The organism is Thermodesulforhabdus norvegica, from assembly GCF_900114975.1.
Lineage (GTDB): Bacteria > Desulfobacterota > Syntrophobacteria > Syntrophobacterales > Thermodesulforhabdaceae > Thermodesulforhabdus > Thermodesulforhabdus norvegica.
On sequence record NZ_FOUU01000013.1, the window covers coordinates 28,667 to 51,137 of the forward strand.

Here is a 22,471-nt window from a genome sequence, read left to right on the forward strand (position 1 = left end):
TTAACTACAGGAGCTAGCGAATATGATATTTCTTTCTAAGTCTTTCAAGCTGTCGGGTTTCTTCCTTTCTTTTTATGGTCTCTCTCTTATCGTAGGCTTTTTTACCCTTTGCAAGGGCAAGTTCCACCTTGGCCTTACCTTTTCTGAAGTAAACCTTCAGAGGTACCAGTGAATAACCCTTTTCTCTGGTCCTGGACCCCAGTCTCAGAATTTCTCTTTTATGCAGCAACAGCTTTCTGACCCTTTCCGGATCGTGATTGTTGTAAGATGCATGCGGATAGGGGCTTATGTGCATTCCGTAAAGGAAGGCTTCGCCTTTCTTGATTTTTGCATAACTGTCCTTGAGGTTTGCCCTGCCTTCACGAAGGGATTTGACCTCGGTACCCTCAAGCACCATCCCGGCTTCAATCGTTTCCAATATATCAAAGTCGTGATGGGCTTTACGGTTCTGACACACAACCTTTATATCGCCGCTCTTTCTTGCCATTCAGCATCTCCTCAAGTTGTCAGCCTTAAACCGTCATCGGGGAAGCCGCTCCGGAAAAAGTAATATTCGTCGGGAAACAGGTTGGCAACGAATTCCTGCAACCTCGAATTTATTTCCCGGGCAGTTTTTTTCTTCAAGATCTCCTCAACAAAAGCGTAGCAATCGCTCATCCGGGCCATCCTTATCAGATTTTTTACACGGGGTATGGATTGAGGATTCATGCTAAGGCAGTCAAGCCCAAGACCCAGAAGAATGGGGACATAAAAGGGTTCACCGGCCATCTCCCCACACAAACTTACGGGAATCCCCGCCTCTCTTGCGGCATCCACCGTGCTTTTTATCATTCTCAACAAGCCCGGATGCAGAGACTCGTAAAGATAAGCTACATACTCGTTCTGTCGGTCCACGGCAAGAGTGTACTGAATAAGGTCGTTAGTACCTATGCTGAAAAAGTCCACTTCTCCTGCCAGCAAATCGGCCACAGCAACTGCCGAAGGCACCTCTATCATTATGCCGATTTTAATCTTATCATCAAAATCGAAGCCCTCACGACTCAGTTCCGCCATCGTTTCATGAACCATTTTTTTGAGTATTCTCAGTTCACCGACGCCGCTGACCATTGGAAACATTACCCGGACATTCCCATAGCCTGCCCCGGCCCTCAGAATTGCCCGGAGTTGCATCTTCAGGACCTGAGGGTATCTCATGCAGAGCCGAACGGAGCGCAGCCCCAGAGCCGGGTTGGGCTCGTCTGGAACGGAAAACCAGGGACTCAGCTTTTCGGAACCCACATCCAGAGTTCTAATTGTGACTGCGTGGGGGGCCATCAATTCTGCAAGCTGCCGATAATCCTGATAAAGCTCTTCCTCCGTGGGGAATTTTTCTCTGTTCATAAAAGCAAATTCCGATCTGAAGAGCCCTATGCCTTCGGCTCCGCTGTCTTTTGCAAAGACAACATCCTCGAGCATCTCAATGTTGGCATCCACGCCGATTCGATAGCCGTCTGCCGTTATGGCGGGAGCCGAAGCTTTTCGTGCAATTTCTCTGATGTAGTTCTCGAGCCGAAACTGCAGTTCAACATAGTGGCGTATCTTGTGTTCGCCGGGCCTGATGATGACATCGCCGGAGGTTCCGTCAACGATTATGAGATCACCCGTTTGAATCTCCCGGGTTGCCCTTTCGGTTGCGAGCACTGCGGGGATGTCGAGGGATCTGGCCATGATAGCCGTGTGAGAGGTACGGCCTCCGATATCCAGCACGAAGGCCATTACCTTTTCCAGAGGCAATTGAATCGCGTCGGCAGGGGATAGATCATGGGTTACCAGTATCGATCGCTCGGAAATTCCGGAAAAAATGTCGTCTCTATCCCCCGAAAGCTTTCTCATCACCCGATCAACTACAGCCCCCACATCGGAAAGCCGGTCAAGTATGCAACTATCATCGACAGATTGAAAAACTCGATGAACTCTGTCCAGGGTAACGGAAAGAGCCCACATTGCGTTGAGCCCTTTTTCCCGGATCAGTCTAATTGTTTCGTCGTAGATGAGCCGGTCCCGGAGAATCATGCGATGGACTTCAAGAAGCGATGCATAATCCCGCAAATCTTCCCGGAGTGAGTCCTTTAAGCGCAAAAATTCATCTTCCACTTGCCTCACGGCCCGTTCAAATCTTCTGCATTCCTCCTCTATTACCCCCTCGTCCCACAGGGTATAGTAAGGAATAGAAACCCTACCTTTTTCAACGACAAAGGCCTTGCCGATGGCAATACCCTGAGATACTCCTATCCCCCTGAGCCTTATCTCCTTCTGTTTCGTCATACCGATCTAAACTTCACCGAATTTTTTCTTAAAGAGTTCCTCCAGGGCGGCAATCACCATGACCTCGTCGGGCCCTTTTGCTTCTACCGTAATCCTCGTACCACAGCCGCAGGCAAGAGAAAGTATGTCCAGAATACTTCTGGCGTTCGCCTGAAGATCTCCTTTCCTGAGCGTCACATCGGAGCTGAACTTTTCCACAACCTCCACAATCTTCGCCGCTACCCTGGCATGAATACCCCGCCTGTTGGACACCGTAAACTCTCTGGAAAGAGCCATCTCCGGACCTCATCACCCACTCGAATCTTTTTCACGCTTCCAGATTGCCACCATGCCCGAAGGCCTCGAGACCAGTTCCACAAGCTCCCAGCCCCGGGCGCCCATCTCGTTTAAAGCCTCGTTAAGGCGCTTAACCTGATCATCGGGTACCTCACGAAGCTCACAGCTTCCGTCCTCCGAGCAGAAAAAGGCGAATTCTCTGAACATTTCTACCGGATAAAGGGTTATGCTGTATTCAAACCTTCTCTTCACCGCCTGACTCCTTTCTGCCCGAAACTTTCGTTAACGACTCCTTGATCCCACGGGTATAACATAAACAGGATAAGTATCATCATCCATGGGCACCACATCAGAAACATCACCGTCATAAAAAGCCCCTACTCCACAGCACCCGAGCCCAAAACCTTCGGAAAGAAGATATATCCTCTGGCCTACCCTGCCTGCGTTGATCATAAGATGCATATATCCCCGATCTCCGTATGCCCTCTCGGCGTCCTCAAAACTCAAAGCAATTATAACGGCGAAAGATCCGTTAGCCATCCACCCCTGTCCGAGGCAGGCATGCGCCAGTTCTGTCATGACCGAAGCTGATCGGATTCTTCCCAGAGCCTCACAGCCCTTTTTCACAGCCTCATCGGCTTTGAGCAGATAAACACCGGGCGTGAAACCCTCTACCGCCGCTAATGCGAAATAGACCACAAAGCCGGAATAATCCGAAAGGCTTCCCAGGGCTCTTACAAAAAGGTCAAATACGCCGTAGGATATTGTTTTTCCGGTATAATTTCTGTGAGATCTTCTGCCGATAATCGCATTGAAGGCACTTATGTCGGGAAGGCTTTCGTCTTCATATCCTGCGATCTCCGGCTCCTCGTCGAATACGAAACACCCATGACGGATTGCGTCCAGCACTTCCCGTATAACCGGGCCACAATCCCCTCCCGATGCGAGCTCACCGCATCTCTGCATTTCGGGAATCGGCATGACAGGCATCAGATTGGCACAGTCCGGTTCTCCAAATCGGACTCCTCCTATGAAGACTTCATGATCCGCACTCAGTCCGGCGGCCTTCTCCCAGACCGAAGGCTCCTCGCAGCCGGAATAGGCCAGTCCCTCAAGACCGACAATTCTACCCGCCATACGAATTTGCTCTATTAGATGACCCGCATCAAGAAGCACGTATCTCAGAGCCCTTTCTCCGTATTTGAAGGCAGAGCGATAGGGAAGTACCGAAACCTTAACATCAAGCCCCGAACCCGATCCACCTCCTTTTGCAATGCGCTCCGCACCGTGAAGATCCGCCCTGTAGTGATAAAACCCTCCCTCCCATGGTCCAATCCCGTCCGGACAAAAATAGAGTTCACAGGGATACAGAGCCCCGGCCGAAGGAACGGTTCTGAAAGGGTATCCCCTAAGCCCTGAGTCAGGTCTGATTCCGTAGGATAGAAAAAAGAGCAAACCGAGAAGGTTTTCATCAAAAAGGGCGGACGAACTACCTGGCAACCGCCAGAGGACAACTTCCATCAACTTCTTATCCGGTTTTAGCAGGCTTTCCGGGAATTTTTTTATCTCCGATCCCCTGTATTTTTTGAAAAGCTCGGGTCGGCCGCCTCTGATTCCGCCTCTACCGCCGAGCCTCCATCTGGAGTAGGCGGTATACCTGTGATATTCGTATCCGGTCATTTCATTAACCCCCTTTTTAAACGGGCGGAAACCCTGCCATGCTCCATCTTGTTAGAGAAAAATCGTATCGGACCGGGTCTTCAGGGTCATAAGCCCTGAGAGCTTCCGTAACCTCCAGAACCGTTCTAATGTCCCCTGACCTTCTTGCGGTAAATCCAAGTTTAATTGCTACCTTATGAAGATGAACGTCCAGAGGCACGAGAAGAGAGGAAGGCGGTATGAAATCCCACCCTCCAGGATCTATCTCATCCCGGCGGACCATCCATCGCAGGAAAAGAAACCATCTTTTACAGGCACTTCCCTTTTCCGGATCAGGTAGAACCATACCCCAGTCGTCAAAAGAGCCGGCAAGGTACCGGCGGAAAAGCACGAGGGCGCGAAGGACATCTCCCTTTGAATTCTCCCAACAGTTCCGAAAACAAAGGCCGATACTGCCCCATTCCTTCACCGTCAATCCAAGGTTGTTTAAAAGGACCGCAAGAGTTCTACCGTCCAGAAAACGATGCCGAAAGTTTTCAAGCTTTTCCGGCAGGAACCTTCCGCTGATAAGTTGTTTGAAGGGGCGTTCTCCCAGTAGCAGTAAAACCGCCTCCGTCTTTGCACGAATCTGTTCAACCCTTCCGAAGGCCATGAAGGCGGCAATCAGAGACACCACCTCACGATCCTGGAGGTTCGAATAACGACGGGCAAATCCCACCGGATCGTTCCCGATAAATTCGGTATGATGATACTTTAAAAACACAGCTTCAAGTAAGTCTTTAAGCGGCACCTTTGCCTTCTCTTACAACTCTTGCAAGTTCCCGACCCTTGGCGTAGGCTTCATCAAGGTATTCAGGATGATTTAGAATATCGTCTTTACCGTCCAGTCCTCTGTAAAGCAGAGCGGCCCAGAGTTTCGCATCAAGGCAATCGAAAAAGTATCGCATTGTAAGCAAAATACCGTCAAAAAGCTTTTTTCCTCTGGTAGCGCCTACCGAAATCAGCACTCCCGGTTTTCCGGTTTCTCCTTTTCCGAAGGGCACTTTATTAATCCAGTATTTCTTCACCCACAAGGACTGGCACCGGTCGATAAAGGCCTTGGTATGAGCACTGACGGCATAAAAGAAAACCGGAGTGGCTACGACTATAGCGTCAGATTTCGACATTTCGTCGGCAATCACATGAAAATCGTCGTCAATCACGCACCTTCCGTTTCTTTTGCAGCCGTATATTTCCCTACAAGGAGCAATGTTCATGTCTCTGAGAAAGAATTCGACGACTTCCACCCCTTCGTCCCTTACTCCCTCAACGAACCTTTTGAGTAACCTATCGGTATTCCCATCCTTCCTGGGACTGCCGTAAATAGCCGTTACCTTCATGACTCACTCCGTCCACTTCCCCTCTACGGCAAGTTTCCTTACTCCTTCGGGATCCAGCACTCTTATTAACTTACCATCAACGGACACATACCCAACCTGGCGCAGCTTCCCAAAAGCCCGTGAAAGCGTCTCGGGGGTAGTTCCCAGGAGGGCTGCCAAAAGGTGCTTCGGAATGTCCAGTGTAAACTCCCCGGTCGCTCCGTCTCGACCCATGCGATAGACTATGTAGGCTGCGAGTCTTGCAGGAACCTCCTTAAGGGTCAGATCTTCAATAAGCCTGGTGAAATATCTCAATCTTTCTGAAAGTAACGCAAGCATTCTGATGGCCACGTCGGGATTTTTCCTCAAAAAATTCAGAAAAGCTTCCTTCGGGAAAAAAGCCGCTTCCACATCTTCCAGTGCTTCTGCCGAAGCGGGATAATCCTTCCCGTGAAAAACCGGAACCTCGGCAAAGAGTTCACAGGGACCGAAAAAATGAAGGACCTGTTCTTTACCTTCCCACGAGGTTTTATACACCTTAACGGTTCCTTTAATGACGAGAAACATCCCCAGGGCTCTGGTTCCCTCTCTAAAGAGTACCTCACCCTTTGCATAATATTTTCGCACTGCCAAATCCGCCAGCCCTTTAAGATGCTGCTCATCCAGGCCGTTAAACAGAGCAACCCTTGATAGGGCGTTTTTTATAACTTCCTCTGCACTCATTTTTTGACTCATATCAAGGTCAAACCGTCTTACGTGTTTATTATAAAAAACGACAACAAAAAAACCTTAATCAGGGAGAAAAATCTCATGAAGTGCCCGGGACAGGATAGCAGGTTTTGGGGAAAGGAAGCAATTTTTGAAGCCAGGTGCCCTCAATGCGGTTCTTCGGTTGAGTTTTTCAAAGACGAGCCTTCACGCCGCTGCCGCAATTGCGGTCATAAGTTTGTCAACCCCCGTATGGACTTCGGATGTGCAGCCTATTGCAAATACGCCGATCAGTGCTTAGGCGAACTCCCCCCGGAGCTTATAGCTCAGAGAGAACACCTCCTCAAAGACAGAGTCGCCATTGAAGCAAAGAAGCGTTACGGGAGAGACTTTGCGGCCATAAGCAAAGCCGTAAGAACCGCCCGTTACGCGGAAGAACTTCTCAGGACGGAGCAGGGAGAGCTACCGGTGGTAATCATTGCATCGCATCTTCATCTTCTGCCCTACGGTGCTGAGAAAAGGCCTCCTGCACCCGAAGAAAGTGCCAGGGCTGCCGAAGAAGTCCTGAAAAGTCTTTCGTCAAAGGAGGAACTAAACCGCAAGGTTCTGAAACTTATCGAAAAGCGTGATGAGAAACCTGATCTGTCGGACTCCAATCATGTCGTTTTTCACGATGCTATGAGCCTTGCTCTTTTTGAAGAAGAATTAAAACGGGATCCGGAGGCAGCGTCGACCCCACCGGAGGTTATCACGCCCACGGCCCGAAAGATTTTAAAATCCATCATGTCAAAATATGGAGGAAACTCATGAAAGTATTGCGCAAAATAATAGAGATCGACGAGGAGAAATGCGACGGCTGCGGTCAGTGTGTTATAGCCTGTGCAGAAGGCGCCATTGCCATCGTTGACGGGAAGGCAAAGCTGGTATCCGAGTCTTATTGCGACGGACTTGGAGCGTGCATAGGAGAATGTCCTCAGAATGCCATCACCATAGTCGAGCGGGAAGCCGAAGACTTCGACCCGGAAGCCGTTGAGAAACATCTGGAAGAGCTCAAAACCCGGGAAGCCACCTGCCCGTCCGTATCGGCGAGGTTTTCCGAAAGCCGGGACCAGCTGCTCAGAAACTGGCCCGTAAAGCTAAAGCTCGTTCCCTCAAAAGCTCCATTCCTGAGGAACGCTAATCTGCTGATTGCCGCAGATTGCTCGCCTGCCGCATCTCCCCGCATATACGAGAGCTTCATGCCCGACAGAGTGGTTCTTATCGGCTGTCCCAAATTCGACAACCTTCAGGAGTATCTTGAAAAGCTTTCCGGAATATTTCTTAATTCGGACATCAAAGGCGTAACCGTATTGCGAATGCAGGTGCCCTGCTGTTCCGGCCTTACGGGTCTTGTGCGTAAAGCTCTGGAGGTAACCAGCAGGGACATAAAGGCGGAAGAAGTCGTAATATCCCCGGACGGTCAAATTATTCAAAGGAAACCTATCGAAGTAGCAAAGGCCGCAAAGACCGTTGCCCGATAATGACTCTGAGATTATTTCTTCAGCCCCCGGTTATCCTCCGGGGGCTTGTCCCTGCTCTTCTCTAACAGAAGGGCTTCCCAGCCCTCCACCCCGAAGGATTGAAGCCTTTTATAAGGAGCTCTCATTATGAGTTGCCTGAATACGGAGGACATGGAAAGAGGATAGCCGGAGACGAGGGCGGTTCTGCACCGGGACCAGATTTTGCCCCGGACGACACCCAGCAATGCAGGCCACTCAAGGTTCATCATAAGAAGGTCTATTCTTTCAGGCTTTAATGCGGAAAGATCACGACCCAAAACAAAGCAGATATTGTCATTAACACCGTTGATTACCGCATTCTCCCGGGCCTCTCTCAGGGCAACCCGTGAAAGGTCAACGGCAATAATCCTGGGCACACCCATTTTGGCCGCAATGATGGACAGAATCCCGGAACCAGTTCCGCAATCTACCGCCACATCAGGCTTTTCACGGGTGAGTAACTCTTCCATTGCGGTTACCATAGCCCTCGTCGTGGGATGCACCCCTGAACCGAAGGCTATCCCTCTTCTGAGGAAGACGGTGGAACCGTCCGGGACAGGTACATCTTCAGCTCTGCTCACGGTAATAACGGTAAAAGACCCTACCCTGCATCCCGAAGCAAACCTCTGCCACCTGGCGGGATGGAACCGGTAACGGCCGGTAAACACCAGCCCTCCGTTTCGGGCAACCCAGTCTTCAAAATAGCCGTCCACCTCTTCCAGGAAGAAGAAATAGGCGTAGGCCCCTTCTACTCGCATTCCCCTGTAGCAGGGATGGTGGGGTTCGCCGGCGATCCCCCCAACCACCCGACATTCATAAACGAAACACACGACCCCTGATAACTCCTTCAGAAGAGAAGAAGTAAGATTATATAAACGGGAATGCCTATAAACATCACGGCCATACAGTATCCCATGATGTCACGGGCTCGGACGCCGCATATACCGAGTAGAGGCAGTGCCCAGAAAGGTTGAAAGAGGTTCGTCCATTGATCGCCGTAGGCGAGAGCCATTATGGTTTTGGGTATCGAGAAGTTAAGTGCTTCTGCGGCCTTCACCATAATGGGTCCCTGCACAGCCCACTGGCCACCTCCGGACGGAACGAAAAGGTTCACCAGTCCCGCACTGATGAAGGTAAAAACAGGGTATGTGGTCGGCGTAGACAGAGCCACAAACCAGTTGGCAATGACGGTTACCAGCCCCGAGAATTTCATCATGCCCATTATCCCGGCGTAAAAAGGAAACTGGAGGATTATACCCGTGCAACCTCTGACACCTTCGGCAACGGCGCGAACATAGGCAATAGGTCGTCTGTGGAGAAGTATCCCGAGTATCAAAAACGTAAAGTTGACAATGTTGAGATTAAGGGCAAAACCCTTGGTTGCAAAGTAATAGATAATGTAGACCAATCCTGCCAGGCCTATAATGAGCGAAAGCAGAACGCTGTTTTCCAGACGATCGGCAAAGGTCCACTCCTCCTTGTTCACGGTACCCTTTTCTTCCGGCATTTCGCAAAGCTCCGACCTTATAGGCTCAATTTTGGATGCATCCTTCGGAGCAAGGAGATAAAAAACCAGAGGTACGAGGATCAACATAACGGCAATGCTGGTCAGGTTCATTGCGCTTCCCAGTGTTTCCGACACAGGGATTATACCGATTTCCTTTGCAAGGAAGTGATTTTCCGTAGCAACAAGCAGAGGAGCAGAACCTGACAGGCCCATGTGCCATATAGCCAAACCTCCATATCCAGCAGCAACGATTAAAGGATAGTGAAGCCTTATATTGGACCTGGCTCCCTGTCTGGCAACTTCAAGGGCAAAGATTGCGCCGACGATGAGACCAAGCCCCCAGTTGATAAGGCCGGCAACACAGGCAACAAAAGCAACCAGTGCGGCGGCGCCCCCGCTGGTTTTGGGCACGCCTGCAAGAGCTCTCAGAACTTTCTGTAACGCCGGAGTAGTAGCCAGTGCATAGCCTGTGACCAGAATAATGCACATCTGCATTCCAAAGGCCAGTAGCGTCCAGAATCCATCATACCAGTAGGTTATCATCTTAAAGGGACCGCTGTCGGTAAAGATTAAGCCCATGACGTAGGTGAGGATCGTCAGAAGGATTGCAAAGATCATTGGATCGGGCATGTACTTTTGAGCCCACCGACACAACGAATCTCCCATGCGCTCAAGCATCTTTCCCTCCTTTCTTAATCTTCTTTAAATGACGAAAAAGAAAAAAGGAGGGCCGGCGGCCCTCCCGGTTCACTAAGACTTCAGCTCGGGATGATCTTTGAAGTAATCAAGGCACTCGGGGTTTACCAGTGCTTCCAGATTCGTAACGGGGCGCCCGTGTATGATGTTGGTAACGGCGCTTTCCACCTTCTTCATGTTTCTCGTGTAAGGAATGTCCGGAACCTCGATGATTTTAGCAGGCACATGCCGAGGCGATGCGTTTTCCCTGAGCACCTTCCTTATTTTTGCCTTTACTTCATCAGTCAGCTTATACCCCTCTTTCATTTTCACAAAAAGAATAATTCTCTGATCCCCTTCCCACTGCTGTCCTATTGCAAGGCTGTCGGCAATCTCGGGAATGTTTTCCACCTGATTGTATATTTCTGCGGTCCCAATTCTTACACCCGAAGGCTTCAAAACCGAATCCGACCTGCCGAGGAATGTAATACCTCCCGTATCGGAATGGAAGATCACGTAATCCCCGTGACGCCATACGTTTTTACCCGGGAAATACTCGAAATAGGCTTCTCTATACTTCTTCCCCTCAGGGTCATTCCAGAAATAGAGCGGCATTGAAGGAGCCGCGGCTTCGCAGACCAGCTCGCCTTCTCTGTCCCACACGGGATTACCGTTCTCGTCATAGGCCTTAACCTTCATACCCAGACCAGGCCCCTGAAGCTCCCCGGCATAAACCGGCTGAATGGGGCTTCCTATTGCAAAGCACCCATTTATGTCCGTGCCTCCGGAGATGGAGTTAAAGTGCAGATCCGACTTAATGTCCGAATAGACGTAACGGAATCCGTCGGCTGAAAGAGCCGAACCGGTCTGGGAAATCTGCCTCAGGGTCTCCAGACTGCATTCTTTTCCGGGGGACACCCCCTCCTTCCTGAGGGCATTGATGTAGCTTGCGCTCAGACCGAAGATGGTAATACCTTCCCGGTCAACCATGCGCCACATTGCGTAGGGGTCGGGATAAAGAGGATTACCGTCATAAAGAACGACAGTAGCACCAACCCCCAGAGAGCTCACCAGCCAGTTCCACATCATCCAGCTACAGGTCGTAATGTAGAAGATCCGATCCTCCCGCCTGAGATCGGAATGTATCTTGAGCTCCTTCAGATGATTTATAAGAACGCCCCCGGCACTCTGGACCATGCACTTGGGTTTGCCCGTCGTTCCCGAGGAGAACATTATGTAAACGGGGTGATCGAAAGGAAGCTGTTCAAATACGGGATCTGCATCTTCCTTCCCGACGAATTCGTAAAAGGTTACGGCATTGGGAAGCCGGGACAGATCCACATCGGCACCTGAATACTTTGCCACCACGACACGCTCCAGAGAGGGCATCCTCGAGGCAAGCTTTACGGCATTGGCAAAGGTATTGAACATTTTTCCCTTGTAGAAGTAACCGTCAGCAGTAATCATGACTTTGGGTTCTACCTGGCCGAACCGATCGTAAACCGCTTCCGGTCCCATGTCGGCAGCACAGGACGACCAGATGGCCCCAATGCTCGTTGCTCCCAGCATGAAGGCCACCGTCTCGATCATATTGGGCATATAGCCCACCACCCGATCACCGGCCTTGACTCCCAGTTCTCGCAAAGCCCGGGAAATCTTGCCCACAAGAGAATAGAGCTCACGGTATGTTATGATTCTTCTCTGTTCCTGCTCGCCTACGAACACAATTGCAACCCGATCGTCCCGATAGCGAAGCAAATTTTCGGCGAAATTGAGCCTCGCCCCCTGAAACCATTTCGCACCAGGCATCCTGTACGGATCGTCCACCACCTCTTCGTAAGGCTTACTTGCCACAATGCCGCAGAAATCCCAGACGGCCGCCCAAAAATCGGATATACTCTCGACGGACCAATCGTAAAGCTCCCGATAGGAAGAAAAACTCCTTCCGTATTTTTCGTTAACAAACCTCATAAAGGCCGTCATATTGGCCTTTTCCACAACTTCCCCACTCGGTACCCACAAAGGCTCCTTACCCATCGGCTCCTCCAATGAAAATAGACGGTTGTTGAAAATCCGGGACCTTTACCAAACACAGTTAGATAATATCAAATAGAACAATTAACGCAACCGGCTAACTGCATTGAAGCAGGAAAACGATTCGTAGCTTCAGGTCTTATTTTTTACGATAAAAAACGCTTCCATGGAGATCTTCATTCTTCCTGCAAAAATCCCCTCTTGTTCGGAGAGGCCTTTCATTAACAGCCAGACGCCCAGGAGACAGCTATCAGGCAATTTCAGTGTTCTCCATGCCACCGTAAGCCGGCCCGTCATCAGGCTGAGTAAATCACCATGAGGCATTTTACCTCTTTATCGCCCAGGCACACTCCGTAATGAGGAACACTGGCATCAAAATAGATGCAATCTCCTTCTTCCACAATGAATTCCTGATCACCGTGGAAAAACTTCATTGTACCTTCTAAAACGAACAACATTTCCTGACCTTCATGTTGAAAGACTTTCTGTTTTTTGACTTTTACGGGTAAGGTCAGCAAATAAGGATCCATTTTCCTGTTGGGAAAGGTATGTGCGAGTGGTTCATAAGAATAACCGAAACTGCTTCCATCACGGGCAACGACAACACGGTCTCTGGCCTTAACCAGTGTTATAGAAGTCTCCGGCCTTCCGTTGGAGAAAAAGACATTTATTTCCACTCCCAGTGCTCTTGCAATATTTATGAGAGTGGAGACCGGGGGTGCCGTTTTAGAATTTTCGATTTTTGAAAGATACCCCTTGGTCAGCCCACAAGCATCGGCCAGCATTTGCTGAGTCATCTTTCTTTCCAGACGGAGTTTTCTGATCAGACGACCTATCTGTTCCTCTTTGAACATAAAAGAAGCCTCACAGCGACGATTTTCTAGTAATTGACCTTATCAATTCCCTTTAGACCGAGAATTTCCCGGGCTTCATCCGGGGTCGCCGGTTCGATTCCCAACTCTCTGGCAATGCGGATGATCTTTCCGACCTGCTCTGCATTACTTTTTGCCAGCACACCCTTTTCTAGATAGAGATTATCCTCAAGGCCAACACGGACATGTCCTCCGAGCAACAATGAGGTTGTGCACATCGGTATTTGATGCCTTCCTGCTGCACATACTGAAAATTCAAAGTCTCCGAGGCTCTTTCGTGCAGTTTGAACCAGATAAACGAGGTTTTCAACCGTTGCCGGTGCGCCGCCCAGGATTCCGAGAACGAACTGAATGTACAGCGGCCGCTTTATTACACCCTTTTCGAGTAAAAAGGCCACATTATTGATCATACCCAGATCGTAGATTTCGAACTCGGGTTTGGTATTATTGGCATAAAATATTTCCAGGTATTGACGGATGGTTTTGAAAGTATTGGGAAAAATAAAATCTTCTGTTGCCTCAAGGTATTCTTTCTCCCACTCGTATTTCCACTCTTTAATTTTATCCACCACGTGGAACAGGGCAAAATTCAGGGAGCCTGCATTAAGGGACGCCATTTCCGGAGACAAATTGGAAACCACCTTTACCCTGCTTTCTACAGGCTCTCCTAACTTCCCGCCCGTCGTAAAAGCAAGTATTATGTTGCACTGCTTTTTTACCTCAACGGCCACCTTACGGTAAATATCCTGATCTGCGTTTGGTTGACCCGTAATTGGGTCTCTTACATGGATGTGGGCTACTGCAGCTCCTGCTTCATACGCCGCAACAACCTCCCGAATTATGTCTTCCGGCGTTATTGGAAGATAGGGCGACATGCTCGGGGTGTGAATGGAACCCGTAATTGCAGCGGTAAAAATTCTCTTGTTTCCCTTGTTTCCTGCCATACGAAGCTCCTATCCCTGTTCATAAACATCGCGAAATCTACGGAATTCATCAATAAAGTCATCAACCATTTGCTCAAGGTCATATCGAGGCTCCCAGCCCCATTCGACCCGGGCCGCCGAATCGTCAAAAGTGATCCGTCCAAGTTCTTTTAACAAAAAGGTTATTTCAGGATCCGGTCTAAAGCTCAATTGCGCATTCGGAATTTTTGACTTAACCACAGCGACCAATTCTTCGGCAGAGAAAGGCGGTGCAATCCCGCCGATGTTATATATTCTGGTTTTCAGCGCCAAACCATCTGCTCTTGCAAGCATTAGCAAAGCCCTGGCCGCGTCTTTGAAATAAAGAACCGGACACCGCGTATCGGGGTTGCAGGGAATTACGTAAGGCTCGTTCATTAATGGTTTCTCTATGGCCCAGGAATTGTAAATTGACATGTGAGCCGTTCTCGCTCCCGGGCCTACCACGGATGGGAGGCGAACTCCCCGGAAGTCCAGCCCAAATCGCCTGGAATAATATCTCCCGAGAAGCTCGCCAAAAACCTTTGTTACCCCATACATACTTGTGGGACGCTGCGGTGCAAAATCGTCCACAATGGGCGAACTTAAACCTTCGCTAAAGGTCGCGATTGAGCTGCCGTATATGACCATGCCAGTATCTTCGAGACGGCAGGCTTCGAGCACATTATAAGTCCCCACGACATTGGCCTGGAAAGCCTCCCAGGGAGAATTCTCCGAAGGTAGTGACAGCAAGCCACCCAGATGGAAGACCCTGTTTATCCTGAACTTCCTGAAGCAGTTCAGAATCTCCGACAGATTGCTAAGAGAACCCCTCACGTAGGAATAACCATCCCTGTAGCGCAGGAGAACACCCCTTGGTGGTGCGATGTCAAAGAGAACCGGCCTTTTGCCCTCTTCAATAAGCAATCGAGCCAGAGCCGATCCCAAAAAACCTGTCCCGCCGGTAATTAAATCAGCCATACTCTCCCTCTAACATCCTTCCTCGATACTCCGTCAGTCGCTTTTCGACATCTTACAGCCCGTTTCTTCACATGGAACTTCCACCTCTTTGGCGGGAATCATAACGGGCTCGCCAACATAGGCGTGATCATAGAATTTATTTTCCTTTACCACTTCGGCTATCCAGTAGGGAACCTGAGCCTGATGATCACAGGGTCTCATGTACCAGGTCCCCGCAGGCCCTTCGAAAGTCAGTCCTTCCCAGGCGGATATAACCTTTTCGGGATCCGCCGAACCTGCCTTTTTAACGGCTTCCGCCCAGAACAAAGTGGCAGTGTAAGCCTTCCCTCTCAGCCAAGATGGGTAATATCCCTTTTCCTTGAAAAATCCCTGCAGGAACTCCTGATTTAGCCTGCCGGGAATCGAAAGCATATAAATCTCTGCGCCAACAGACCCGATAACAGCCTCGTCATCGCCTAAACCTTTTATTAATACGTCGTCGTTAATGTAGTAGCAGAGGAATTTGACATTCAGCCCCATAGATCTTCCCTGCTTCAGTAACAAGGACAGGTCATTACCCCAGTTAGGAGTGAAAATAACGTCCGGTTTAGCAGCTATAATCTGACTGATATAGGGAGCATAATCCTTGTTGCCCAGGGGATGATAAATTTCGGCTACCAGTTCAATATTCGGATCTAGCTCTTTTATTTTCTTTTTGAAGGCAGCCATTGCTTCGTGTCCGAAGGAATAGTCCTGAGCTATGCCGGCAATCCTCTTGTAGCCTTTTCTAACAGCCCAGAGGGCCAGTGCATAAGATCTTCCATCCGTGCTGCCTCCGGGTCGGAAAAAATGCCGGTTACACTTTTCACCCGTAAGACTTGATGCGTCCATACCGTAGGTAAAAAATATGCCCTTGTGTTTTTCCACCAATTCCGACATTGCCGCTCCAACAGAGCTTCCCGTGCCTCCGCAGAAGAACTTGACATTATCCTTCATAATAAGCTTTGTTGCCTTTCTTACCGCTACGTCCGGCTTTACTTCCGAATCTATCGGTATCACCTCCACCTTCCTGCCCAGCAACCCTCCGCCATCGTTTATTACCTTCACGGCATATTCAACGCCTTCCAGGTACCTCTCGCCGATATCCTTGAAAGTCCCAGACAGTGGTTCCACAACACCTAGCTTTATGGTGTCTTCGGCCCCTGCCATGCCCGTACAGGCAATACCCACCAACATAAACACCGAACACAATAAGGCCATCTTTCTCAACATTGGAATCCCTCCTCTGGATTTAAATATTCAACCTAAAAAACACAGGCTGCTGCCTTTGTTGCCCGGGAAAATATTCAGACTTCTAAATAGGTCATCCTTATATCCTCTGCCTTCATCAAATCCTCTCTGGTCCCTTCGAAAACGATCTGCCCCTTGTTCATAACGTAAAACCTGTCACCCATTTTGATTGTTGCTTTGAAATTTTGCTCTACCATGAGAATGGACACCCCATCCTCTCTTATACGGGAAAGAATACCCAGTATCTCCTTTGCCATTAAAGGAGCCAATCCCTCAGTGGGTTCGTCAACCAGAAGAACCTCCGGGTTGCCCATGAGAGTCCGAACAATCGTGAGAATCTGTTGTTCACCTCCGGACAGGTGCTTACCCAGATTATTCCGTCTCTTCTTGAGCACAGGGAAAGTCTCATAGACTCTCTCCAACGACCATGAATTACCCCCGTTATGACAACCTTTTTTCATCCCGATGAGCAGGTTTTCTTCCACCGTAAGGCTTCCGAAAATTCTTCGTTCCTCCGGAACAAACCCTATACCCAGTCTTGATATCTGAAATGGCCGAAGTCCGATCAATTCCTGACCTTTAAAGGTTATGCTTCCAGACCTTGGCGGGACCAGACCGATAATGCTTTTGAGTGTCGTCGTTTTCCCAACTCCGTTTCGGCCCAGAATGCAAACAATCTCTCCCGCATTTAAACCAAGTGACACACCGTGAAGAACATGGCTCTGTCCGTAATAGCTGTGAATTTCTTCAACCTTAAGCAACACCCTTACTCCTCTCCCAGGTAGGCATCCTTAACCCTTTGATCGTTCCTGATTTTCTCCGGACTGCCCGAAGCTATAATCACGCCGTGATGCAGGACCGAGATGGTATCGGCAAGCGAAAACACTACGTCCATATCGTGTTCTATGATAATCAGCGTTCTGCCACGGGTAATTCTGTCGATCAGTTCTATAACATTTTTGGTTTCCTCACGGGTCATACCGGCAGTCGGTTCGTCCAGAAGAATCAAATGCGGGTCCAGTGACAGTGTGATGGCTATTTCAAGAGCTCTCTGTTGGCCGTAAGCAAGAGAGGTCACCGGTCGATCCATCAAATCGTAAAGACCCACAGCTTCTATAATCTGTTTTGCCCGTTCCACCAGTTCTCGTTGCTCAACCGGACGCCTGAAAAAGCTGTATTTCAGGCCCCTTTTACTTCTCACACCAGCGAGAACGTTTTCTAAAACGGTAAGGCCCTGGAAAACATTGGTAATCTGGAAAGACCGAGCAATCCCCATCTGGGCAAGAACATCAGGGCTCAGCCCGGACACATCACGACCTCGATAATAAATGCGACCTGAAGAAGGTTTGTATTTACCAGTAATGATATTGAAAAGAGTCGTCTTACCCGCACCGTTAGGGCCGATTACGGCATGCCGCTCACCGCGCTTAACTATGAGATCCACACCCGACAATATTTCAAGGCCCGAAAAATCTTTACAGAGTTTCTCTATCCGAAGCACTTCAAGAGATTCGTTCATTTTGCTTACACCCTATCTGAGCAGATACATTCCGAAAACCAAAGGGCTTAATGTTCTTGCAAAACACCATACCCCGGACACGGTCTTTCAAGAAAAAACACAAGCCAGAAAGCCCCTGTGGCATATAGAGAACCATCAGCACAAATATAAGCCCCATTATCAGCGGCCATCTATCGGTCAGGTCGCTCAGAAAATCCTGCAGGTGAATATAGACGGCAGCACCGAGAATCGGCCCCCAGAACGTGGACATACCCCCGATAAAGGTCATCAGCAACACGGCCGTGGTCATATCAATACTTACGGCATTTACCGACACAAACTCAAAATGGAGGGCATAAAATGTCCCGGCCACACCGGCCAGCGTGCCGGTAAACACGAAGAGAATAAGTCTGGTAACATGAGGATTATATCCGACGAATTTCATTCGCTCTTCGTTTTCTCGAATCAACACAATGGTTTGCCCCATGGCGGTGTGCGTAAAATACCAGCAATAGGCAATCAGCAACCCCAACGTAATAAAGGTGAAGTAATAAAAAGCCACAGGGCTGGAAAGGCTGATGGTAAAAACCCCAAAATCCAAACTCGGCCGGGAAAGACTCAGACCGTCATCACCACCGGTAACGGAATACCACTTGGTGGCTATGGCATAGAAAAGGTAATTGAATGCGAGGGTAAGCAAAGCAAAGTATGCACCCTTTTGCCGTAGTAACAGACCCCCTATGAGTAAACCTATTGCGGCGGTAATTATGGCACTGACAAAAACGACTCCCCATAGGGAAATTCCCGGAATGTGATTGACGAGTAGAGCGGCTAAATACCCCCCGGTACCGAAAAACAAGGCATGCCCGAAAGACAGCAGTCCTGCATATCCTAACAAAAAATTATAACTGATCGCATAGAGAGAAAATATGATCACTTCGGTAAGCAAGCTAACCCGATACAGCGGTAGAACAGCGGGAGCAATCAGAAATACGGCTATGAGAGCGAAGACAAATATTAACCTGCGTCTGGTATTACCTTTACCCATCATCTTTCCTCGCCGAACAAACCTGAAGGTTTTACAATGAGTACCAGCGCCATGAGGAGATAAATGAGTGCGAGAGAAAGTTTTGGGATCAGTAGCGCGCCAAATGATTGTAACTGCCCTATGATCAAGGAAGCCACCATGGCCCCTCCCAGACTACCGAAGCCACCCACGACAATGACAACGAAAGCATCGATCAGAATGTCCGTGGCCATTCCCGGATATGTCGTGAGCAGAGGCCCTGCTATGACTCCGGCAAAACCGGAAAGAGCCGCCCCGGCTGCAAACACCCCCGTGAAAAGAAGAGGAACATTAATGCCTAGAGCTTCGACCATTTCCGAATCGTTTACGGACGCCCGAATTATGATCCCCAGGCGGGTCTTGTATATTAAAAGAGACATTAGCAGAGCGACCAACAAGCCGCAGCCGAAGATTAAACACCGATATGCAGAATAGGTTACACCGAAAATTTCTATCTGCTTATTGAGAATTTCTCCTATGTCTACCGTCAGAGGGTAATTTCCCCAGATTAGCTTGACCAGTTCTGTAATGATATAGGCGAGCCCGAAAGTTAGCAGGAGTTCATGTAGATGCCCGAATCTGTGAACTCTACGCAGGAGAAGTCGTTCGACCAAAAAACCCAGGATGAATAAAAGCACTGGGCATATAAGAATTGACAGCAAGAAAGACTGCGTGGTCTTAAGAACAGTGTACGAGAAATAGGCCCCAAGCATGTAAAAAGCAGCGTGCGCGAAGTTAAGAATGTTCATCATGCCAAAGACCAAAGTTAAACCCGAGGAAACGAGAAACAACAACCCTGCATAGGCAAGTCCGTGCAAGAAAAAGACGAAGATTTCTGTCATGGGACACTCCGTACTAAATGATAGTATTAGGAGATCCCCGGCGGCCTGAGCCCGGCTTAATCGCCGTTCATGAGACGAAGGACTTTCAACAGAATCGCGTCCCTCTTAGCAATCAACTGCTGAACCTTATCCTTCGTCCACGAGTAAAAACCCCGGCCCGCTTTAACGCCTGTGAATCCACTTTCGACAAGGTTTTCAAGCTTTGGGGACGGAACAGGAGAGTTATCAAGATAAGGAAAGAGGTACTTTTGAACTTCATACGTGAGGTCCAGACCTGCAAGGTCTGCGGTCTCAAAAGGGCCGATAAAGCATAGACGCAATCCGAAACCGAATTTAACAACCTTATCTACATCTTCCGCACTGGCAACACCTTTTTCCACCAGCGAAATCGCCTCTCTCCACATTGCGTGCTGCAAGCGATTACCCAGAAAACCCGGCACATCGCGGAGAACCCTCACGGGTTCTTTCTTTACCCTTTTCATCAGCCTGCAAACCCCTTCAAAAACCTCCTCTGAGGTGTAAAGCCCTTTCACAATTTCGACACAGGGTAGAATGTGCGGAGGGTTCCAAAAATGGGTCCCCACAAAGCGCTCTCTGTAGGAGAGACTTTCACTTAACTCCGTTATGCTGATAGCCGAAGTATTGGTACATACAACAGTCTCAGAACCGATTATATGCTCTAATTCCCGGAAAAGTTCCTTTTTTAGACCCTTATTTTCGTTTATGGCTTCTATTATCACATCGGCAGAACCGGCAGCCTCAGAAATCGATGAACAGACCCTGATGTTCTCCAGACATTGATTTGCACGGCTATTATCGGTGATCCCAAGAAGCATAAAGATTTCAAGGTTCTTTTTGATTCGCTGTCGAAGGGTTTTCAAGGCATCATCGTTGGCATCATAAACAGAAACCCTGTAACCTTCGTGGGCAAAAATCTGAGCGATCCCATGCCCCATCAATCCCGCACCGATGATCCCTATATTTTTTACGGAATCCGGTTGCACCAAAACCTCCTCACATCAAGAGGTTCTTTCTAACAGGAACCCATAAGCCAGCACAGAATCCATCCTGGCAACCTCTGTACTCCATCAGGAAACATATGTCAACTAATTTTTTCCTTGTGTTGAAAATAATTCCCGCTCCGTCCAGCTGATCCATCCTGGTCGTTAAAGTGCGGCGGCATATGGACTGGACCGGGTATGAAGCCCACAACAGAGCTCTGGCAGGATAGATACCAAAATTCGCCCAGAAAACAGCGGCTGGTTTATCAATTGTGACCAAACAGATTTATTTCCCTTACATCCACCCTGCCCCGTATCCTGGCTTAAAATATTATTCCGCAACGCCGTAGAATGCCGAAAGGGCGGTAAATCCCCTTTGGTATAAAAAACCATGAAGTAGCTTCTTGCCCCGCCTTGCACAGCGCGGGTTTTTGATTTTAAGTGACCGAAATCACAGATTAAATAATAATTTATTTGACATATTCGTTTTATACATTTATTGAACCAAATGTCTTATTTTGGAGATTATTTAAATATCTGATCGTATAATTGTCTGTCTTGAAACTGGGCGTTTTTGATGTCAGTGAATATCACTAAACATTAGCGAAAATCATACGATATTAAGCCTGAGAATGCGTTTATCGAAAAATAAGGAGGAAATATCATGCAATTATCAAGATACAACATAAAATTCCCCCTAATCGAGCCAAATCGCCTGGATCAGGACGAAGCATTCTTTTTTCTACTTGAGAACGGAAACAAAACGAGAATCCGGTTCCACGATTACGCTGAAATATACAAGCGCCCCGGACTGTATGAACAGCTCTTCTACCGCAGGCTCAAATGCTGTTCGCCTCAAAAAGTCGTCGAAACCCTGGCCAAGGTGCTCAGAGACAATCTTATCAATGTAACAGAACTCCGCGTTCTGGATCTGGGAGCGGGGAACGGCATGGTAGGAGAGCAGCTTCATGCCCATGGGGTGGCCCGTGTGGTCGGCGTGGATATTGTTGAAGAGGCTCACAGGGCCTGTGAGCGGGATCGGCCCGGAATTTACGACGCCTATTATGTCTGTGATTTTACGAAGCTGGAGGAAGCCTTCAGGGAACATATTGCTTCGTGGCAATTCAACTGCCTCACCTGTGTGGCGGCTCTGGGCTTCGGTGATATTCCGGTAAGGGCCTTTGCCAATGCCTTCAATCTCGTATGTGATTCTGGATGGATCGCCTTCAACATAAAAGACTCCTTCGTTTTAAAAGAAGACAGAACGGGTTTTTCAAGATTGATCCGAACTTTGATAAACAACGGAATTCTGGAAATTCATCATCTGGAAAGATACAGGCACCGGATATCAATAGACGGAAGGCCTCTCTTTTACTATGCAATCGTAGGCCGTAAGATGAGCCATATCCCAGACGAGATGGTCAACTCAATTGCAACAGGCTAAAGAGCTGGCCCAAAAAGCTGCATCTTTATTTACAAAAATCCTAAACAGAAAGATGGAGGTGTTTTTATGTCCATGAGCCGTTATTTGTTCACTTCCGAATCCGTCGGTGAAGGTCATCCTGACAAGGTAGCGGATCAGATATCCGATGCCATACTTGATGCCATTATGAAGGAGGACAAGAACTGCCGGGTGGCCTGTGAGACCCTCGTCACAACGGGCCTCGTCTTCGTAGCCGGCGAAATAACAACCTCCACCTGGGTGGACATCCCCGAAATCGCCCGCCAGACCATAAAAGAAATAGGCTACAACGACTCCAACATGGGCTTCGACTGGGAAACCTGCGCCGTCATAACCAGCATAGATAAACAATCTCCAGACATCGCCATTGGAGTAAACCCAGGAGAAGGACTCTTCGAAGAAATGGGAGCCGGAGATCAGGGACTGATGTTCGGATTCGCCTGCGATGAAACACCCGTATTCATGCCCATGCCCATATAT

24 protein-coding genes are annotated in these 22,471 nt (G+C 48.8%); 4 read left to right on the forward strand and 20 right to left on the reverse strand.

Annotated features, from left to right (window positions below):
- Nucleotides 1-13 precede the first annotated feature (13 nt).
- From smpB to BM091_RS12950, 8 genes are read right to left on the reverse strand one after another with little or no spacing between them, the layout of a single operon-like run.
- Complete coding sequence (smpB, locus tag BM091_RS12915; protein ID WP_093396359.1) at nucleotides 14-487, reverse strand: SsrA-binding protein SmpB; 474 nt, start codon at nucleotides 485-487, stop codon at nucleotides 14-16.
- 11 nt (nucleotides 488-498) lie between these two features.
- Nucleotides 499-2,304: a phosphoenolpyruvate--protein phosphotransferase gene (gene ptsP / locus BM091_RS12920; RefSeq protein WP_093396361.1), complete on the reverse strand. Its 1,806-nt coding sequence runs from the start codon at nucleotides 2,302-2,304 to the stop codon at nucleotides 499-501.
- Between the two features lie 6 nt (nucleotides 2,305-2,310).
- A complete protein-coding gene (locus BM091_RS12925) occupies nucleotides 2,311-2,580 on the reverse strand; it encodes an HPr family phosphocarrier protein (protein ID WP_093396362.1) in 270 nt (89 codons plus the stop codon).
- Between the two features lie 12 nt (nucleotides 2,581-2,592).
- Nucleotides 2,593-2,832 carry a DUF4177 domain-containing protein gene (locus BM091_RS12930; RefSeq protein ID WP_093396364.1) on the reverse strand — a complete coding sequence of 80 codons (240 nt, stop codon included), beginning with the start codon at nucleotides 2,830-2,832 and terminating at the stop codon, nucleotides 2,593-2,595.
- A gap of 30 nt (nucleotides 2,833-2,862) precedes the next feature.
- A complete protein-coding gene (locus BM091_RS12935; protein WP_093396365.1) occupies nucleotides 2,863-4,260 on the reverse strand; it encodes a SagB/ThcOx family dehydrogenase in 1,398 nt (465 codons plus the stop codon).
- Nucleotides 4,261-4,276: 16 nt separating this feature from the next.
- Nucleotides 4,277-5,029 carry a TIGR02757 family protein gene (locus tag BM091_RS12940; RefSeq protein ID WP_093396367.1) on the reverse strand — a complete coding sequence of 251 codons (753 nt, stop codon included), beginning with the start codon at nucleotides 5,027-5,029 and terminating at the stop codon, nucleotides 4,277-4,279.
- Entirely contained in the window at nucleotides 5,019-5,618 is a 600-nt protein-coding gene (locus BM091_RS12945; RefSeq protein WP_093396368.1) for a flavodoxin family protein, read from the reverse strand. Before BM091_RS12945 ends, BM091_RS12940 begins: the two co-directional genes overlap by 11 nt.
- Before the next feature lie 3 nt (nucleotides 5,619-5,621).
- A complete protein-coding gene (locus BM091_RS12950) occupies nucleotides 5,622-6,320 on the reverse strand; it encodes a Crp/Fnr family transcriptional regulator (RefSeq protein ID WP_093396370.1) in 699 nt (232 codons plus the stop codon).
- A gap of 87 nt (nucleotides 6,321-6,407) precedes the next feature.
- Here BM091_RS12950 and BM091_RS12955 point away from each other — a divergent pair, with 87 nt between their 5' ends.
- Both BM091_RS12955 and BM091_RS12960 read left to right on the forward strand, forming a co-directional pair.
- Nucleotides 6,408-7,115, forward strand: coding sequence for a hypothetical protein (locus tag BM091_RS12955; protein ID WP_093396371.1), 708 nt, complete (start codon nucleotides 6,408-6,410; stop codon nucleotides 7,113-7,115).
- The gene (locus BM091_RS12960; RefSeq protein WP_093396373.1) at nucleotides 7,112-7,825 is read left to right on the forward strand and encodes an ATP-binding protein; all 714 of its coding nucleotides are present in this window, start codon (nucleotides 7,112-7,114) and stop codon (nucleotides 7,823-7,825) included. The genes BM091_RS12955 and BM091_RS12960 overlap by 4 nt, the downstream gene beginning before the upstream one ends.
- A gap of 11 nt (nucleotides 7,826-7,836) precedes the next feature.
- Here BM091_RS12960 and BM091_RS12965 read toward each other — a convergent pair whose 3' ends face one another.
- From BM091_RS12965 to BM091_RS13020, 12 genes are all read right to left on the reverse strand, one after another.
- On the reverse strand, nucleotides 7,837-8,673 hold the full coding sequence (locus BM091_RS12965; RefSeq protein ID WP_093396374.1) for a 50S ribosomal protein L11 methyltransferase: 837 nt from the start codon (nucleotides 8,671-8,673) through the stop codon (nucleotides 7,837-7,839).
- A gap of 17 nt (nucleotides 8,674-8,690) precedes the next feature.
- Complete coding sequence (locus tag BM091_RS12970) at nucleotides 8,691-10,028, reverse strand: short-chain fatty acid transporter (RefSeq protein ID WP_093396376.1); 1,338 nt, start codon at nucleotides 10,026-10,028, stop codon at nucleotides 8,691-8,693.
- A gap of 72 nt (nucleotides 10,029-10,100) precedes the next feature.
- Complete coding sequence (locus BM091_RS12975) at nucleotides 10,101-12,062, reverse strand: acetoacetate--CoA ligase (RefSeq protein WP_093396377.1); 1,962 nt, start codon at nucleotides 12,060-12,062, stop codon at nucleotides 10,101-10,103.
- Nucleotides 12,063-12,355: 293 nt separating this feature from the next.
- Entirely contained in the window at nucleotides 12,356-12,913 is a 558-nt protein-coding gene (locus tag BM091_RS12980) for a helix-turn-helix domain-containing protein (protein WP_093396379.1), read from the reverse strand.
- 26 nt (nucleotides 12,914-12,939) lie between these two features.
- Nucleotides 12,940-13,875, reverse strand: a complete 936-nt coding sequence (locus tag BM091_RS12985; RefSeq protein WP_093396380.1) for a beta-keto acid cleavage family enzyme — start codon at nucleotides 13,873-13,875, stop codon at nucleotides 12,940-12,942.
- Nucleotides 13,876-13,884: 9 nt separating this feature from the next.
- Nucleotides 13,885-14,853: an NAD-dependent epimerase/dehydratase family protein gene (locus BM091_RS12990; RefSeq protein WP_093396382.1), complete on the reverse strand. Its 969-nt coding sequence runs from the start codon at nucleotides 14,851-14,853 to the stop codon at nucleotides 13,885-13,887.
- A gap of 33 nt (nucleotides 14,854-14,886) precedes the next feature.
- Nucleotides 14,887-16,104, reverse strand: a complete 1,218-nt coding sequence (locus tag BM091_RS12995; RefSeq protein WP_093396384.1) for an ABC transporter substrate-binding protein — start codon at nucleotides 16,102-16,104, stop codon at nucleotides 14,887-14,889.
- Nucleotides 16,105-16,178: 74 nt separating this feature from the next.
- On the reverse strand, nucleotides 16,179-16,886 hold the full coding sequence (locus BM091_RS13000) for an ABC transporter ATP-binding protein (RefSeq protein ID WP_218148901.1): 708 nt from the start codon (nucleotides 16,884-16,886) through the stop codon (nucleotides 16,179-16,181).
- Nucleotides 16,887-16,888: 2 nt separating this feature from the next.
- Complete coding sequence (locus BM091_RS13005; protein ID WP_093396386.1) at nucleotides 16,889-17,641, reverse strand: ABC transporter ATP-binding protein; 753 nt, start codon at nucleotides 17,639-17,641, stop codon at nucleotides 16,889-16,891.
- A complete protein-coding gene (locus BM091_RS13010) occupies nucleotides 17,625-18,671 on the reverse strand; it encodes a branched-chain amino acid ABC transporter permease (protein WP_093396388.1) in 1,047 nt (348 codons plus the stop codon). The genes BM091_RS13005 and BM091_RS13010 overlap by 17 nt, the downstream gene beginning before the upstream one ends.
- A complete protein-coding gene (locus tag BM091_RS13015; RefSeq protein ID WP_093396390.1) occupies nucleotides 18,668-19,528 on the reverse strand; it encodes a branched-chain amino acid ABC transporter permease in 861 nt (286 codons plus the stop codon). The genes BM091_RS13010 and BM091_RS13015 overlap by 4 nt, the downstream gene beginning before the upstream one ends.
- A 56-nt stretch (nucleotides 19,529-19,584) precedes the next feature.
- Nucleotides 19,585-20,532 carry a 3-hydroxyacyl-CoA dehydrogenase family protein gene (locus tag BM091_RS13020; RefSeq protein WP_218148902.1) on the reverse strand — a complete coding sequence of 316 codons (948 nt, stop codon included), beginning with the start codon at nucleotides 20,530-20,532 and terminating at the stop codon, nucleotides 19,585-19,587.
- Between the two features lie 661 nt (nucleotides 20,533-21,193).
- Between BM091_RS13020 and BM091_RS13025 the strand changes: the two genes are divergently transcribed.
- Both BM091_RS13025 and BM091_RS13030 read left to right on the forward strand, forming a co-directional pair.
- Complete coding sequence (locus BM091_RS13025; protein WP_093396391.1) at nucleotides 21,194-21,973, forward strand: class I SAM-dependent DNA methyltransferase; 780 nt, start codon at nucleotides 21,194-21,196, stop codon at nucleotides 21,971-21,973.
- A 66-nt stretch (nucleotides 21,974-22,039) separates the two neighbouring features.
- Nucleotides 22,040-22,471: S-adenosylmethionine synthetase N-terminal domain-containing protein (locus BM091_RS13030; protein WP_281243992.1), on the forward strand; the 432-nt coding region annotated here is incomplete at its 3' end.

Bases quoted from the DNA above. Each gene is read 5' to 3' on its own strand.
- smpB (WP_093396359.1), bottom strand. From the start codon at position 487: ATGGCAAGAAAGAGCGGCGATATAAAGGTTGTGTGTCAGAACCGTAAA.
- BM091_RS12950 (WP_093396370.1), bottom strand. From the start codon at position 6,320: ATGAGTGCAGAGGAAGTTATAAAAAACGCCCTATCAAGGGTTGCTCTG.
- BM091_RS12990 (WP_093396382.1), bottom strand. From the start codon at position 14,853: ATGGCTGATTTAATTACCGGCGGGACAGGTTTTTTGGGATCGGCTCTG.
- ptsP (WP_093396361.1), bottom strand. From the start codon at position 2,304: ATGACGAAACAGAAGGAGATAAGGCTCAGGGGGATAGGAGTATCTCAG.
- BM091_RS12995 (WP_093396384.1), bottom strand. From the start codon at position 16,104: ATGTTGAGAAAGATGGCCTTATTGTGTTCGGTGTTTATGTTGGTGGGT.
- BM091_RS13025 (WP_093396391.1), top strand. From the start codon at position 21,194: ATGCAATTATCAAGATACAACATAAAATTCCCCCTAATCGAGCCAAAT.
- BM091_RS12960 (WP_093396373.1), top strand. From the start codon at position 7,112: ATGAAAGTATTGCGCAAAATAATAGAGATCGACGAGGAGAAATGCGAC.
- BM091_RS12935 (WP_093396365.1), bottom strand. From the start codon at position 4,260: ATGACCGGATACGAATATCACAGGTATACCGCCTACTCCAGATGGAGG.
- BM091_RS12945 (WP_093396368.1), bottom strand. From the start codon at position 5,618: ATGAAGGTAACGGCTATTTACGGCAGTCCCAGGAAGGATGGGAATACC.
- BM091_RS12970 (WP_093396376.1), bottom strand. From the start codon at position 10,028: ATGCTTGAGCGCATGGGAGATTCGTTGTGTCGGTGGGCTCAAAAGTAC.
- BM091_RS12975 (WP_093396377.1), bottom strand. From the start codon at position 12,062: ATGGGTAAGGAGCCTTTGTGGGTACCGAGTGGGGAAGTTGTGGAAAAG.
- BM091_RS13015 (WP_093396390.1), bottom strand. From the start codon at position 19,528: ATGACAGAAATCTTCGTCTTTTTCTTGCACGGACTTGCCTATGCAGGG.
- BM091_RS12985 (WP_093396380.1), bottom strand. From the start codon at position 13,875: ATGGCAGGAAACAAGGGAAACAAGAGAATTTTTACCGCTGCAATTACG.
- BM091_RS12955 (WP_093396371.1), top strand. From the start codon at position 6,408: ATGAAGTGCCCGGGACAGGATAGCAGGTTTTGGGGAAAGGAAGCAATT.
- BM091_RS12980 (WP_093396379.1), bottom strand. From the start codon at position 12,913: ATGTTCAAAGAGGAACAGATAGGTCGTCTGATCAGAAAACTCCGTCTG.
- BM091_RS13010 (WP_093396388.1), bottom strand. From the start codon at position 18,671: ATGATGGGTAAAGGTAATACCAGACGCAGGTTAATATTTGTCTTCGCT.
- BM091_RS12925 (WP_093396362.1), bottom strand. From the start codon at position 2,580: ATGGCTCTTTCCAGAGAGTTTACGGTGTCCAACAGGCGGGGTATTCAT.
- BM091_RS13005 (WP_093396386.1), bottom strand. From the start codon at position 17,641: ATGAACGAATCTCTTGAAGTGCTTCGGATAGAGAAACTCTGTAAAGAT.